Here is a 13,409-nt window from a genome sequence, read left to right as displayed (position 1 = left end):
TTCGCTGGATACCTTCCCTGTGTTGCCATCTCAGCCCCCGTTTCGAAATGTACCGAAGACTTACTATACACTAGCGTAAAGCATACGTATATGTCCAACGCGAGTGCCGCGCCCGGCGACGACGAACCGGAGACGGTACAGATCAACCTCCGGCTCAGCGAGGCGTTCCTCGAAGACATCGACGCGACCTGGAAAGAGCAGGGGTTCAACTCCCGTAGCGAGTTTCTTCGGTATGCCGCTCGCGATGCGGTGAAACATCCGGCGTTCTCCCGGGAGGGATGGCAACAGATCGCGGCGAGCGAACACGAGTTGCGATCCGGAGACGCGGAACTCGTCTCACGGGACGAGGTGCGTGCGATGATGGGCCGGGAAGACGATGCCGAGTGACGGTGACTGGACCTGGGCGTTCACACAGCAGGCCGCCGATCAGTTCGACAAGCTCGATTCACACGTGCAGGATCGGATCGTCTCGAAACTCGACGAGGTCGTCGACGCTGCATGGCGTGATCCCGACGAATTCCTGGAACCGTTGACTGGCGGGCCGTTCTCGAAACTCCGTGTCGGTCAGTACCGCCTCGCCTGCGTACTCGATCGAGAGTCGTCAGTTCTCGAAATCCATCGGATCGAACATCGAAGCGGCGTGTACACGGCTGACGACGACTAGAAACTGTCTTCCCACCGGAAGACGCCGTTACGCTGAATCACTTCGCCGTCGACCGAAAGCGTGGCGTCCTCGCTCGTATCGGCGATCAGATCGACGTGGATCGCACTGTCGTTCCCCGCTTCCCCATCCGGTAGGCAGGCGTCGTAGGCGCGTCCCAGCGCCAGGTGGACGGTCTCGGCCATTTTCTCGTCAAAGAGGATGTTGTCGGTGTAGCGGTCGATCCCGCGGTTCATGCCGATTCCGAGTTCCCCGAGTCGGCGGGCACCGCCGTCAGTGTTCAACAGCGCGTCGAGGGTCTCCTCGCCGGCTGCGGCCGCACACTCGACGACTTCGCCGTCCTCGAAAACGAGGTGGACATCTCGCAGCGTCTTCCCGCGGACCGTCATCGGCACGTCGAAGGTGACTTCGCCCTCGGCGTCGGCGGGCGCGGTGAAGACCTCGCCACTGGGCAGGTTGTGTGAGTCGTCGGCCACTGACGCGGCACTGTTGACCGCCGTGCGGCCCTCGATCGAGAGCGAAAGATCAGTGCCAGGGGCGTCGATGTGGACCTCGCTGCCGTCGTCGAGAATCGTCTTGAGTCGGTCCATCTCCTCGGCCAGGGATTGCCAGTCCCGCAGCGTGGCGTCGTAGACGAAGTTCCGGAATTCCTCGAAAGCCATCCCGGCCTGCTGGGCGAGCGCGCGGGTCGGGTGCAGCGTTTTGACCCAGTCGGTCGCCAGTCGACCTTCACGGATTCCCCTTCTGGCGCGGGCGAACGCCTGCTGGCGGTCGTCGGATACGTCTGCCGTCCCGGCCGTGTTTCGCGTCCCACCCAGCACCAGCACGCTGTCGGCGTTCTCATAGAGCGCGCGTTCGTACTCGGGATCGGTGTCGAAGTCGCCGTCGTGTGCCCGGAGATACGCGCGCTGGATCTCGTCGGATCGATAGACGCTCACGAGGTTCGCGCCGCGGTCGCCGAGTACCTCGGCGACCGCCACGGCCAGTTCGTGTGCCCCTTCGTCGACCGAGAGAACGACGTCGTCGCCAGCCGCAATCTGCGCACTCCAGTCGACCAGAATCTCGGCGTGTTCCCTGATGCGCTCGTCCATATACGACAACCGCGCGGCAAAAAGAAAACGGCGGCGAAGTTCGATATCGAGCGTGCAGCGAAGTTCGCTACGAGAGTACCGTGACGAAGTCGACGGTGACGGCTCAGGCGAGGTCGAAAGCGATGTACCGTTCGCCGTTCGTCTCACTGATGTCGGTTCCGAAGGAAACGCTGTCGCCGACTTCGACGTCTTCACTGTCGGCTCGAACCTGACCGGTCAGACGCACGTCGCCGAACTCGGCGATCCCGAGCACGAAGGGCACGTCGTCCTCGAAAGCCGGCGTCGGGACGTGCGTGACGTTGTAGGTCAGCAGTTCGCCCGTTTCCGGAAGCGGTGCCTCCTCAAGGTCGTCGCTGGCACATTCGGGACAGAGACGCCGTGGCGGGAGGGAGGCGTGGCCGTTGGCACACTCGACGTAGTAGGGCTCACCCTCCTCCAGGGCATCCATGAAGTCGTCGTATCCATCGTCACGGACTTCCTCGTCGCTCATTGTTCCACCTCCAGAACGTGAACGACAGCAGAGGCGACCGTGCCACCGGCGTTGTGCGTCAATCCGACTTCTGCATTTTCGACGGCGTCGCTATTGACGTGATCGCCGCGGAAGAGCTTCGTCATCTCGCTGATCTGGGCGAGTCCCGTCGCGCCGACCGGGTGGCCCTTGGCTTTCAGCCCGCCCGAGAGGTTGACCGGCAACTCGCCGTCCACTGTCGTTTCACCCTCGCGGGCGGCGGTGATCGCCTCGCCGCGATCGTACAGACCGAGGCCCTCCAGCGCGAGGACTTCGGCGATCGTGAAGCAGTCGTGGACCTCGAGGAAGTCGACGTCTTCGGCGTCGATCCCGGCGTCGGCGTATGCCTCCTCGGCGGCGTCGGCCGTCGCGGGCGTCCAGGTCAGCGACTCGCGATGCTGTAGCGCGAGGTCGTCGGTCCCCTGGCCGGTCCCGCTGATCGAGACCGGGGTGTCCAGATCGTGTTCGGCGGCGTATTCCTCGCTGACGAGGAGTGCCGCGGCCGCACCGTCCGTGATCGGACTGGCGTCAAAGAGTCCGAGCGGATCGGCCACCGGGAAGGCATCGAGGACTTTCTCGACGCTGATCTCCGACTGGTACTGCGCCAGCGGGTTGTTCGCGGCGTTCGCATGGTTCTTGACCGCGACGTGAGCGAGGTCTTCACGGTCGCCGCCGTGGGTGGCGAAGTACCGTTGAGCCATCAGCGCGTACGCGCCGGGGAAGGTGATCCCTTGTTTGATCTCCCAGAGGTCGTCGGCAGCGACCGAGAGCCCGCCGGTCGCACCCGTCGTCCCCATGTTGTGCATCCGCTCGACGCCGCCGACGAGGACGACGTCGGCTGATCCAGCGCGGATGGCGTGGATCCCCTGTCGGACGGCCATTCCGCCGGAAGCACAGGCACTCTCGACGCGCGTCGCGGGCACGTCCAGTCCGAGCATCTTCGCCATCAGTGGCCCCATGTGGCCCTGGCGCTCGGAAAGTTCGCCCATGAAGTTGCCGAGATAGAGGGCGTCGATCTCCTCGCGGTCGATGCCGGCGTCCTCGATTGCCGTCTCGCCGGCCTCGGCGAACAGGTCCCGGCCCGTCCGGTCTGGCATCTCGCCGAACTTCGTCATCCCTACCCCTGCGATCGGTGTGGACATTTGTAGATGATCCTCCACGTGGGCCGTCGGTCTACTGGCAGATATATCTTGAGTCCGACACGCGTCGAAAATCCCGTCTCCGAGAGATCGACCGACGGTCGTTTCGGCAGGACCCCTGTGTCGTCTGAGTCCCGTCCCGTCGATTGCTACCGTCAAGACGGTGGACCCTACCAGGTCCGAAGGTATTCGTCATTCGTCGAATTCAAAGTAGACGATCGTACGATCACTCTCGGAGGACACGATGCCTACCGGGCCGAATTGGGACAAACAACAGCTAATTAAACCCATGTTCCGTACCCGGCGACAACATGGTTCAGACACTTGGCGTCGTCCTGGGCGCCGGGTTCACGATCGTTGCCCTCCTGTTGCATTACGTCAGTGGAACGGGTTGGGAACCCACAGAGGACATCTCTGCGGAGTTGCTCGAACGCCGCGCGGCAGCGGTACCGGAGACGGACTTCCCGGAACCGATGAACCGATCGATCGGCGGTGGTGGGGCTGCCCTGCCGGCCGAAGGGGCGGAGGGCGAACTCGCCGAGGGCGAGGAAACTGAGGAAGCAGAGGGGTTCGATCCCGAGTCCATTCCCGAGGACGAGGTCGAACACTACGAGATCGAGTTCGCGAAGGAGGGGGAGACGATCGAGGTCGCCAACAACGAGACGATCCTCGAAGCCGGCGAGGACGAGGATTGGGATCTGCCCTATTCCTGTCGGCAGGGGCAGTGTCTCTCCTGTGGCGGGCATATCGAGGACGGGGACGCCGACGAGTTCATCCGTCACTCCAACAACGACACCCTGAGCGACGATGAACTGGAGAAGGGGTACTGTCTGACCTGTACGGCCTACCCGACGGGCGAGTTCACGATCGAGACCAGCGAGACGCCCTGACTCAGTTCACAACCGTTTTATCCGTCCCTGGAAAACGATCACGTGAGGGCGCGTAGCTCAGTGGACAGAGTACTTGGTTCCGGACCAAGAGGTCAGGGGTTCAAATCCCTTCGCGCCCGCTGTTCTGTGCGAACGACAGTGAGCACTGTCAGCGTTATCGAAGGGATTTGAAGTGGAGAACACGCAGCGCCGAGTGAAACGAGGCGACCGTGTTCGCGTGGTTCAAATCGTTTGCGGCCTGTCAGAAGGTCTGTGCAAGATACAGCGGTTCCATGCAGCTCGGCGGCTTTTTTCTTTCGTGCCGGAGATATTGAACCAGTTGCTCACTGAACCTGCGAATTATCCTAACAGGAATTGTTGATTCCAGGACGGTGAATTGTAGAAGTTAGTTACTCACAAGCTGCCGAAGTCAATATCTAACGCATACCAATTGAGAATGAGTACTAGCATTGTCCCTACGAACGCTAATCCACCGAACTCCACGACCGTTGCCATTGTCCAAGTCACATCCTTGATATTAGAAATCTCCGAAATCGGTGCTCGTAGTGCTCCGAAGACGAGAGCAACCAGAAATGCCAATGTTGCTTCTCGATTCTTATTGAGCAGTCTTCGGATGAGGCGTGCAACAGTAAACAGACCAATCAAACCGCCAAAAAGAAACGTAAAAACTTCGCGTCCGGGAGCGATGATCGCTTCAAATTCACCACCAGTAACCAACCCGCTGATCCCGTCCAAGAAACTGTTGAGTGACTCGTACATCGAGAGGTACTGACCGAGGATAATCAACAGAAGAGAGCCTGAAATTCCAGGGAGGATCATCGCGCTCACTGCGAACGCGCCTGCAATAAAAACAACCACAAGACTCCCGCCTTCAAGCAGCTGCACACCACCAGAAAGTCCGAATGCAAGAGAGAATCCAACGAATGCTGCCAGCCAGTGACCAATTGTCCTCATTGTGAGTTCTCGCCAGAGAATTACTGCGGAAGCAGCGATGAGACCGAAAAAGAACCCAAAGAGCAGTACAGGGGCACGTGCCACTACGTACTCAATAATTATCCCCACAATCACAACAGCTGTTGCGATTCCTGTGAGCAAAGTAGCGACGAACCCCGCATCAAACTCTTTGAGAAGTTCACTAGCACGTTGTCTTGAAATGCCAGTACCTAGTGGAAGTACTGCTCGTAGTAAATCAAAAAATCGAGGAGGAGTGATCGCTGTGACAGCTGTGATTAGACGTCCGTAGATTCCTGAAATAAGTGCAACTGTTCCACCGGAAATACCGGGAACTGCGTCGGCACTCCCCATAAGCAGTCCTATAGTAAATATCTTAGTAGATCTTCGAAGTATAGATGAACTATCTATACCAGTTTCCATATCCGTGGAAGAACGTTCACTCGGTGGCATCATTGAAACACTGTTATCTACATAGTTATATTATCTCTGGTTCAACAGAGGGGGTTTGAATATTTGTGGATTCTATTCTTAGATTATATAAATAATCTCTGATAGAGCGATTGACAACGTCAATTTAGCCTTTCTCCTATCCGCTTAGGGTCACTGTCTTATGTCTCCCCTGAACACTTTCCTTCGCAGAATGGCGCATTGCACCGTTCATCAATTACTTTGCATTCTCCTGGTATCCAACAACCTGGACACGGACGAAGAACATGCACGTCTGGACAACAAGCAAAACAGGCATGGCACCATTTGTAACATCTGCGAGTGTGACAACTTCCTGATGTAGTTACTGACTCCTCTTCTTCCACTTGACGACGTCCTGATGCGTCGTAGCGGACGGTCTTTGACTCATCTTTTGGTTTGTAAAATGCTTTTGGCTCCCTATCATCAACAGGCATCATGAGGGTTAGATGGCCTTCATCTGGAGTTTCTTTATGTATGAGAACGTTCTCATGCAGAACCCCATCAGAATACTTTATTTGATATTTTCAATTCCTCCTCGTAGACGACCATCAGACATTTGATGATATCCAATATTGTTTTGGCTATGCTCAACTAGATTGTCCCTCTTTAATGAATCCGCCAAATTGTTTGGGATATTTGATACATATTGTCGCGCATCTTTTGCTGTCACCTCTTGTTTCTTCGTTACGACACTTGATTCCTCGCTAGTTTCTGATTGTGCAGTAACTTGTCTGGTATTCTTAGGATTCTCTTTCCCCCCAGGCTTAGCCGCGACAGTGTTCGCTAACATGCCGATTCCTCCCGCCCCAATGGCTTCCAAAACAGTTCGTCTTTCCATATCCACAAATGAAAACACTATACATCTATATGTTGCTATATCATCCAATATGTCTGTCTCGTTTCGGGTATTCTACGCCTGCTGGAGTACAGAAACGCCGCCCCTTCGTGACGAAGAAGCCGTCTATGCGGTCGTCACGGCGACACGACGCTCAGCAGCGATTCCACTCGCCGACACGGACTTCACGAGTGGCGGACTTCCCCGCGAGAGCTACGTCAATCCCTGGATCCTCGTTACGATCAAACACGCCGATATTCACGAGATAGAAGGCCAACTAGCAGCGGATACCGTCGAGCAGATTGTACGTGAGGCAGCTACTCACCTTGGTGCACTGGACTGATAGTTCAGTTCAGTTGTTGGTATTTTCAACTACTCGAATTCAATCGTCTCATGCCCTACAGGACGATCCGTTCGACAGTCAAACGAGACCCCTTCGCGCCCGTAACATTTTGCTGCGAGCAATCCGCGAGCAGCAAATGTGCCATCGGGGAATTTGAATCCTGGCAGTCGCAGCCCGCACAGCCGAACGAAGTGAGGCGAGCAGGAACGTCTGCATCCGGTTCAAATCCCTTCGTGTCCGTCGCAGATTTTGCGGTCGTCATCGCTCGAGAGCATCGGGGTGATCTCCTCACGAACACAGCGTCGAGTGCTTTCTTCGATGGGCGAGCGGCCGAGTGCGTGTCACGGGAAGTCACGTACAGCCAAACTGGTGCCCGTCCAGAAAATCAATCGCTGATTGACGGGGAGTGAGCGCAATCGCTGTAGAGATGTCTGTATCCAAATTTAGTATTCGGCCAGAAAGGCAGTGCTGTAGCAAATTTACCGCGTAATGTCTGGATCGATCTCGCGGGCAAATCGGTCAAAGAAATCCTCCATCACGTCCCAGCGTGACTCTCCGAGGCAACGACCTGGCTCCGTATACAACGCATCAAGGCGTTCACGCGCCCACTCGCGCAAGAGATCGACATCTGGCAACTCGGGGGCACCGCCGGTGAGTGTTGCTGCGTCATCGATGATGGCGTACTGCTCGCCAATGTGTCCGGAGCGTTCACCGACGATACAGGCGAGGCGAACGAGCCCGACCACACCAGTTGCGTCGAGTTTGTCAGCATCGAAGAGTAACTGTGCCTCGAGCGTTTCAGGATCCGGTGAACTCGTCCGGATGCTGTGTGCCCGTAGGCAGTGTTCGACCGCCTCGATCTGGTCCGACGCCACACCTTCCGCCGTGAGGAGGTTCGTGGCTTCGTCGGCCGCCCAGTCGTCGTGATCGTCGACTTCCCCGATGCGTTCGAGTGGCCGTCCGATATCGTGCAGCCACGCTGCTGCGGCAAGTACATCCCGGTTGACGTTGTCTGGATGCTTCGTCGCAAGCCGGAGAGCGACGTCACGCACGCGCTTCGCGTGAAAGATATCGTGTCCGGGGAAGGCGTCCTCGTAGTATGGACGCGACAGCTCGCGGGACAAGGGGGCTAGATTGGAGGGCATCACTGTGGAAAATCGCCAGAGAACGCTTAGTTGTTGTGAAGTAAGCATACCTACTGAGCAGGTAATTCATCTCCAGCAGTTTTGAAATCAACTATCTTGTGAACCGTTTTATAACAACATGAAAATAGATACTACTGTCATAGAAATATTCAGTCAGTCATCGCGTGACCGACTCAGACCTACCTGATGTAGCCACTGCTGTTTATCAGTATCACTTACGACTCTTGGGAGAGCCATGCTATGGCGTCGCGCCGGCATTCGAGTAGCGTCCCGAGGTGGTCGGCATCAACTGACGTACACTCGCCGCCGACTTCGGTAGCGAGAGTACGAACCGGGGCGAGTGGCGCGTTCTCGTCGGCCGTTCCGTGCCAGACACGGAGTGCGGTGTCGGGCAGGTCGAACGTCTGTGTTGTCGCCGACGATCGCAGTTCCCGGACCGGAGCATGGGCATTCTGTCGGAGTGCCTCGTGATAGTCGGCCGCGACTGCCTCGACAGTTTCGGGCGACAGGTCACGGCCGGTGAGTTGGTTGACGAGGACCTCGGGACCAGACTGGCGGGCTCGCCAGTCCCCGAGTCGGAAGAACCCACGGAGCAAGAACGGCACGCGAGCCAGCATTGTGAGCGCCCCGCCGCTCCCAGGGATGGTAGCGCTGACGAGTGCGATCCGGCCCGTCCGGTCGCTGGTTGCGGCGGCGAGTGCGAACGGTCCACCGCCGGAAAACCCCAAGACTGTCGCGGTTTCCACCGACTCGTGAGCAAGCAGCGCCTCGTAGTCGCGTCGCCAGTCCAGCAGTCCTCGATCCTCCGGTGGTGCGTCCGAGCGGCCGTATCCCGGTCTGTCGGGAACGAGCAGCCGAACCCCTGCACTCCTGGCAGCGTCGGCGAGCAACCGAGCGAACAGTCGCGAACCTGGGATGCCGTGATTGGCGACGACGGTCGGACCAGTCGCCTCGCCAGCGACCGTGTAGGCCAACGTCCTGTCATCGGGAAGTCGACACTCGATCGTCTTCGGCCCGTCGGCAGACATCGCGGGGGAGGACACACCAGACTTACTGTTGACAGGGTAATTAACTGGTTCGGCTCGGATAATCGCCATCAAGCGGCGGAATCGTCTCAATGTGGTCAGCACAGCATTTCTATTTCCAAGAGAGAAACGCGAGCGAACTGAGCGTTTCGTGTGGTTCACATTACCGTGACCGAAATTTGTCACTCGCCTGTTTCCGAGCGACAGAAGTAGCGGGAGGTGGATTTGAACCACGCCCGCTTCGGTCGCTCCCCTCCCTTGCGGTCCGGTTCAACTCCACTCATACACGGTTTGCTGCTCACGAAACTGTTCGCAGCAAAACAGTAGCGGGAGGTGGATTTGAACCACGGTCGTTCCGCGCCGCTCCACTCCCTGCTTCAAATCCACAATAGCGACAGCACAGGCGGCATGACTCGGAGACGAAACTCCGAGTCGGTGTATCGCTGAGAAGTAGCGGGAGGTGGATTTGAACCACCGATCTGCGGGTTATGAGCCCGCCGGAATCTCCTAGCTATCCCATCCCGCTACCTTATGGTAATTCAGGTCGCCAATTAAGGGTTGTGATTCGGATGCCGTCCGTTAGTTCTTGCCGTGCCTCGCGGACTCGTTTTCCAGATGGACGCGCCAGGTGAACAGACTCTCGAAGACGTAATTGACGACCATCGCGATGGCGATGGCGATCGGACTCGCGGCGAGGAACCATAGATCTGTCCCGAAGACGTACAGCGTCACTGTGAGCTGCTGTGTCAGGAGCCAGTAGACGATCAGTTGGACGGTGACCCCGCCGGAACGGACCAGATGAGATCGTCCGAGGCGCCTGAGTACCGCTCGCGTTCCCGAGGATCCCTCCGTCGCGAACGTCCAGCGCTCGTTGACAGCGAACATCACGAGGATCGCGGTTTCGATCCCCGCCGCTTTGGCCCACATCTCCGGAACGGCGAAGACGAGCCCCAGGACAGCCAGGACGGCGTTGTCACTGATCGCCCCGATCACGCCGACCGAGACGAACTTGCCGAAACGCACGCCCGAGAGCAACGATTCCAGGCGACCGTCAAGCCATTCGTCTGCGTCACTCATGGTGGTCCCGATCGATCAGCGCCGTCGATTCGTTTCGCCCCGCGGCGATCATCCGGTGGAGACGACTGTCCCTGATGCGTTTCGCACGGTGGCGAGCGCTGAAGACGGCTTCGCCCAGGTCCACCGCGGTTCGGACCGGCGAGACCGTCGAACCCGGCTGGTCCTCCCACGTGATCGGCACCTCCACGATCCTGAGATCCATGGCCCCGGCGATGGCCACCAGCTCGACGTCCCACGCGAACCCGGGCTCGAAGATGTGTTCGCGGACGTCTGACCACGCCGGCCGCCCGATCGCCTTCGCGCCACACTGGTAGTCGTACAGTTCCGCGTCGAGCATGCGGCGGGCGAACCAGGCGAAGCCGTCGCCGAGGAACCGCCGTGCGAGCGTCTGATGCGATCGGACATCTGCGTCTGGATGCCGTCGCGATCCTGCGGCCAAGTCGGCCCGATCCTCGACGACCGGCTCGATCACGTCCGCCATCGACGACGGGGGCGTCGACCCGTCGGCATCGGCGAAGGCCAGGACGTCGGTGGACAGAGCCTCGAACCCGGCCGTGATCGCTGCACCTTTCCCGCGGCGATAGGGGGCCGCGTTGACGTCCACGCCGAGCGACTCGACTCGCTCGATCGTCTCGTCGGTGGGGACGTCGATCTCGATCCGGATGGTGGCCGGCTCGACTCCCTCCTTGAGGGCGTTGACGTATGATTCGAGCGTGGGGATGTCCGGGCGGTAGGCCGGCACCACGACACCGACAGACCGACTCATTGCGTGGAGGTTCGCGGGCGCGAGTAAAAGCAGTTCGACTTCGATACAACTGGATTGGGGTTCACAAGACGTTTAGGTGACTTCTACGTTACCCCGGGTGATGGAATTCGGGCTCGTCGCACTGTGGCTTGCGCTCTATCTCGCGTTGTTGCTGGCCGGGAGTGTCGTCACGGGCTGGTTGTTCCCCCGCTTTGAGGACTACGGGTCCGGCGTCGCGATCCCACTCTCGGTGACGGTGATCTGGCTCGTCACGTTCTTCGTCGGCCGACTGTCGATCACGATCGGCATTTGGCTCGGCGTCGCTGTCCTGGCCGGCCTCACGCTCCTGTCTGGCTCTCGGGGAACTGATATCGATCTCCGTCGCGTGGGAGAAACGTACGTCGTCTTCGCGGCTGCGTTTCTCTTTTTCGTCGGTGTCCGGGTGTTCGCGGCCCCGTTCGGCGCGACAGATCCCGTCATCGCTCCGCTCCCGCTGTCGATCGGCGAGAAGATGCTGGACTTCGGGCTCCTGAAGTCGTTGCTCCGGGCCGAGACGCTCCCCCCGGAGGACATGTGGTTCGCGGGTGAACCCGTTGCTTACTACTACGGAGGCCACCTCATTGCGGCGATCCTCTCCCGACTCACCGGGACGGCCGGCCGTTTCGCCTACAATCTCGCGCTGTCCGGCTTTTATGCGATGCTCGTTACCGCCGCGTACGGCATCGCGAGTAACGTCGCAGCTGATCGACCGATCCCGCGCCGCCTCGCAGGCGGCCTGAGTGTCTTTGCAGTCGGGATCGCGAGCAACCTCTCGACGCCCGGCCGACTTCTGCTTGCCGTCTTGCCGGACGGCGTGGCATCGCCGATCGCCGACTTGCTCGGCGTCGAACTGCGGAATCTGGCGACCGGAATCGGGAACTTCTATTATTTCGATGCGAGTCGCGTCATCTCCGATCGGCGGGCCGACTTCGCGTTCCAGTTCCCCAATGCCGGCCCGGAGGCGACTTCGCCGACGATCAACGAGTTCCCATTCTTCGCGTGGTTCAACGCTGACCTCCACGCGCACATGATGAGCACGGCGTTTCTCCTGCTTGCCGCCGCTATCTGTCTTTCGTATTACCGAACGCCGGAACGGGAGGTCTGGCGACGCCGGGCGCTGCTGGTTGGCGTACTGCCACCGGTCGCGGGATTGCTGGCCGTGACGAACACGTGGTCGTTCCCGACGACGGCCGGCCTCGCCCTCCTGACGGTCGTCCTCTCGCCCTCTAGGGCACGTTCGTTGCTTCCGTCTCGATACGCGAATCACTTCCCCGATACCGGTCTCAGACGGGAGGGAACGTCGATCGTTCTGGGGATCGGCGTCGCCATCGCGATCGTCATCCTGGGCGTTCTCTGGTCGCTGCCGTTCTGGCTGGGGCCGGCCAGCGGACGGACAGTGTCGATTCTCCCGGATCGGTCCTCCCTGGGGGAACTCCTGCTCGTCCACGGTCTCTTTGTGGCGGTCTTCGGCGCGTATCTCTACGGTCGTTCGCGACAGGTGTTGGGCGACCGCGTCAGGAGGGACGCGTTTGCGGCCGTTGTCGTCGTGATCGTCGGCGGGCTGGCAGACTTCGCGGCGCTTGGCCTGTTCGTGCCGCTCGTCGGCGTGAGTTGGTTGCTCGCTCGCTATCGCTCGGACGATCAGATCCCCGTCGTCGGGAGTGTCGACTGGATAGACGACGGGATACACAGCTCGGACCGTGATTTCGTCGGGTTCGAAACTGTCCTTGTCGTGGCGGGTATCGGGCTCGTGACACTGGTGGAGTTCGTCTATCTGAAAGAGGGGAGCGGGCGGATGAACACTGTCTTCAAGGTATACATGCAGGTGTGGGTACTCTGGGGCGTGGCGTTCGGTCCGGCCCTCGCCTGGATCCTCTCGAAACACTTCTCTCGACCGAGTCCGAGCCTGGGTCGCTTGCGACCGACCGGACTGCGGATCGCGCTCGTGGTGCTCGTCGTCTCCTCGGGGATCTACATGCCGCTTGCCGTCTCGAACAACTTCAGTAGCCAGAACCCGACCATCGACGGCCTCACGTACCTCGAATCGGAGTATCCCGAGGAAGCGGCGGCGATCCACTGGCTCGACGATCGTGACGGGCGGCCGGTCGTCCTGATGGATGCTCCCGGCGGCTATACCTGGGATCCGGACAACGGCGAGGGATCGAGTGCCCCGGCGAGTCTGACGGGGCTGCCAACTGTTCTGGGGTGGTTCCACGAGGCTCAGTACCGCGGCGACGGACCGTACGAGCAACGGCTCGAAGACGTCGAGACGATGTTCACGGGAGACCCGGACGAACAGCGATCACTACTCGCGAAGTACGACGTCGAGTACGTCTACGTCGGCCCGATCGAGCGGGACGCGTATCCGGACATGACTGTCACGGAACTCCGGGCCGTGACCGTCGAGAAACAGTTCGAGGGGACGACGATCTACCGGGTCGACCAGTCGGCACTCGACGGCTGAGCGGACAGGAGAGAACGTGGGTAGC

14 protein-coding genes and 2 tRNA genes are annotated in these 13,409 nt (G+C 59.5%); 6 read left to right on the top strand and 10 right to left on the bottom strand.

Going from position 1 to position 13,409, the window contains the following annotated elements:
* Positions 1–90: 90 nt before the first annotated feature.
* Positions 91–387, top strand: coding sequence for a ribbon-helix-helix domain-containing protein (locus tag E3374_RS14615; RefSeq protein ID WP_136689698.1), 297 nt, complete (start codon positions 91–93; stop codon positions 385–387).
* Positions 377–664: a type II toxin-antitoxin system RelE family toxin gene (locus tag E3374_RS14610; RefSeq protein WP_136689697.1), complete on the top strand. Its 288-nt coding sequence runs from the start codon at positions 377–379 to the stop codon at positions 662–664. Before E3374_RS14615 ends, E3374_RS14610 begins: the two co-directional genes overlap by 11 nt.
* Here the strand turns inward: E3374_RS14610 and E3374_RS14605 are convergent.
* The 3 genes from E3374_RS14605 to E3374_RS14595 all read right to left on the bottom strand — a co-directional run bounded on the left by E3374_RS14605 (position 661) and on the right by E3374_RS14595 (position 3,402).
* Complete coding sequence (locus tag E3374_RS14605) at positions 661–1,752, bottom strand: aminopeptidase (protein WP_136689696.1); 1,092 nt, start codon at positions 1,750–1,752, stop codon at positions 661–663. The genes E3374_RS14610 and E3374_RS14605 overlap by 4 nt on opposite strands.
* A gap of 103 nt (positions 1,753–1,855) precedes the next feature.
* Positions 1,856–2,242, bottom strand: coding sequence for a Zn-ribbon domain-containing OB-fold protein (locus tag E3374_RS14600; protein WP_136689695.1), 387 nt, complete (start codon positions 2,240–2,242; stop codon positions 1,856–1,858).
* Entirely contained in the window at positions 2,239–3,402 is a 1,164-nt protein-coding gene (locus tag E3374_RS14595; RefSeq protein WP_136689694.1) for a thiolase domain-containing protein, read from the bottom strand. The genes E3374_RS14600 and E3374_RS14595 overlap by 4 nt, the downstream gene beginning before the upstream one ends.
* 308 nt (positions 3,403–3,710) lie before the next feature.
* On the opposite strand from E3374_RS14595, the gene E3374_RS14590 reads away from it, so the two are divergent.
* Together E3374_RS14590 and E3374_RS14585 are read left to right on the top strand one after the other, a co-directional pair.
* Positions 3,711–4,289, top strand: coding sequence for a 2Fe-2S iron-sulfur cluster-binding protein (locus tag E3374_RS14590; protein ID WP_136689693.1), 579 nt, complete (start codon positions 3,711–3,713; stop codon positions 4,287–4,289).
* A 46-nt stretch (positions 4,290–4,335) separates the two neighbouring features.
* A tRNA-Arg gene (locus E3374_RS14585) sits at positions 4,336–4,408 on the top strand.
* Between the two features lie 274 nt (positions 4,409–4,682).
* On the opposite strand, the gene E3374_RS14580 is transcribed toward E3374_RS14585, so the two are convergent.
* Together E3374_RS14580 and E3374_RS14575 are read right to left on the bottom strand one after the other, a co-directional pair.
* Positions 4,683–5,693, bottom strand: coding sequence for a DUF368 domain-containing protein (locus tag E3374_RS14580; protein ID WP_136689692.1), 1,011 nt, complete (start codon positions 5,691–5,693; stop codon positions 4,683–4,685).
* 529 nt (positions 5,694–6,222) lie between these two features.
* Positions 6,223–6,549, bottom strand: coding sequence for a hypothetical protein (locus E3374_RS14575; protein ID WP_136689691.1), 327 nt, complete (start codon positions 6,547–6,549; stop codon positions 6,223–6,225).
* Positions 6,550–6,598: 49 nt separating this feature from the next.
* Here E3374_RS14575 and E3374_RS14570 point away from each other — a divergent pair, with 49 nt between their 5' ends.
* Positions 6,599–6,889, top strand: coding sequence for a hypothetical protein (locus E3374_RS14570; protein WP_136689690.1), 291 nt, complete (start codon positions 6,599–6,601; stop codon positions 6,887–6,889).
* A 479-nt stretch (positions 6,890–7,368) separates the two neighbouring features.
* On the opposite strand, the gene E3374_RS14565 is transcribed toward E3374_RS14570, so the two are convergent.
* The 5 genes from E3374_RS14565 to E3374_RS14545 all read right to left on the bottom strand — a co-directional run bounded on the left by E3374_RS14565 (position 7,369) and on the right by E3374_RS14545 (position 10,902).
* Positions 7,369–8,034: an HD domain-containing protein gene (locus E3374_RS14565; RefSeq protein ID WP_136689689.1), complete on the bottom strand. Its 666-nt coding sequence runs from the start codon at positions 8,032–8,034 to the stop codon at positions 7,369–7,371.
* 215 nt (positions 8,035–8,249) lie between these two features.
* A complete protein-coding gene (locus tag E3374_RS14560; protein ID WP_136689688.1) occupies positions 8,250–9,062 on the bottom strand; it encodes an alpha/beta fold hydrolase in 813 nt (270 codons plus the stop codon).
* Between the two features lie 448 nt (positions 9,063–9,510).
* Positions 9,511–9,585: transfer RNA gene (locus tag E3374_RS14555), tRNA-Met, on the bottom strand.
* Positions 9,586–9,638: 53 nt separating this feature from the next.
* A complete protein-coding gene (locus tag E3374_RS14550) occupies positions 9,639–10,136 on the bottom strand; it encodes a GtrA family protein (protein WP_136689687.1) in 498 nt (165 codons plus the stop codon).
* The gene (locus tag E3374_RS14545) at positions 10,129–10,902 is read right to left on the bottom strand and encodes a glycosyltransferase (RefSeq protein ID WP_136689686.1); all 774 of its coding nucleotides are present in this window, start codon (positions 10,900–10,902) and stop codon (positions 10,129–10,131) included. Before E3374_RS14545 ends, E3374_RS14550 begins: the two co-directional genes overlap by 8 nt.
* Before the next feature lie 100 nt (positions 10,903–11,002).
* On the opposite strand from E3374_RS14545, the gene E3374_RS14540 reads away from it, so the two are divergent.
* On the top strand, positions 11,003–13,384 hold the full coding sequence (locus E3374_RS14540; RefSeq protein WP_136689685.1) for a DUF2298 domain-containing protein: 2,382 nt from the start codon (positions 11,003–11,005) through the stop codon (positions 13,382–13,384).
* The last annotated feature ends 25 nt before the right edge of the window (positions 13,385–13,409 follow it).

The sequence above is a fragment of the Halorhabdus amylolytica genome (assembly GCF_004944975.1).
Classification (GTDB): Archaea; Halobacteriota; Halobacteria; order Halobacteriales; family Haloarculaceae; genus Halorhabdus; species Halorhabdus amylolytica.
The sequence above is the reverse complement of the archived record's forward strand: the minus strand, read 5'-3'. Positions and strand labels throughout refer to the sequence as shown.

Bases quoted from the DNA above. Each gene is read 5' to 3' on its own strand.
- E3374_RS14615 (WP_136689698.1), top strand. From the start codon at position 91: ATGTCCAACGCGAGTGCCGCGCCCGGCGACGACGAACCGGAGACGGTA.
- E3374_RS14610 (WP_136689697.1), top strand. From the start codon at position 377: ATGCCGAGTGACGGTGACTGGACCTGGGCGTTCACACAGCAGGCCGCC.
- E3374_RS14605 (WP_136689696.1), bottom strand. From the start codon at position 1,752: ATGGACGAGCGCATCAGGGAACACGCCGAGATTCTGGTCGACTGGAGT.
- E3374_RS14600 (WP_136689695.1), bottom strand. From the start codon at position 2,242: ATGAGCGACGAGGAAGTCCGTGACGATGGATACGACGACTTCATGGAT.
- E3374_RS14595 (WP_136689694.1), bottom strand. From the start codon at position 3,402: ATGTCCACACCGATCGCAGGGGTAGGGATGACGAAGTTCGGCGAGATG.
- E3374_RS14590 (WP_136689693.1), top strand. From the start codon at position 3,711: ATGGTTCAGACACTTGGCGTCGTCCTGGGCGCCGGGTTCACGATCGTT.
- E3374_RS14580 (WP_136689692.1), bottom strand. From the start codon at position 5,693: ATGCCACCGAGTGAACGTTCTTCCACGGATATGGAAACTGGTATAGAT.
- E3374_RS14575 (WP_136689691.1), bottom strand. From the start codon at position 6,549: ATGGAAAGACGAACTGTTTTGGAAGCCATTGGGGCGGGAGGAATCGGC.
- E3374_RS14570 (WP_136689690.1), top strand. From the start codon at position 6,599: ATGTCTGTCTCGTTTCGGGTATTCTACGCCTGCTGGAGTACAGAAACG.
- E3374_RS14565 (WP_136689689.1), bottom strand. From the start codon at position 8,034: ATGCCCTCCAATCTAGCCCCCTTGTCCCGCGAGCTGTCGCGTCCATAC.
- E3374_RS14560 (WP_136689688.1), bottom strand. From the start codon at position 9,062: ATGTCTGCCGACGGGCCGAAGACGATCGAGTGTCGACTTCCCGATGAC.
- E3374_RS14550 (WP_136689687.1), bottom strand. From the start codon at position 10,136: ATGAGTGACGCAGACGAATGGCTTGACGGTCGCCTGGAATCGTTGCTC.
- E3374_RS14545 (WP_136689686.1), bottom strand. From the start codon at position 10,902: ATGAGTCGGTCTGTCGGTGTCGTGGTGCCGGCCTACCGCCCGGACATC.
- E3374_RS14540 (WP_136689685.1), top strand. From the start codon at position 11,003: ATGGAATTCGGGCTCGTCGCACTGTGGCTTGCGCTCTATCTCGCGTTG.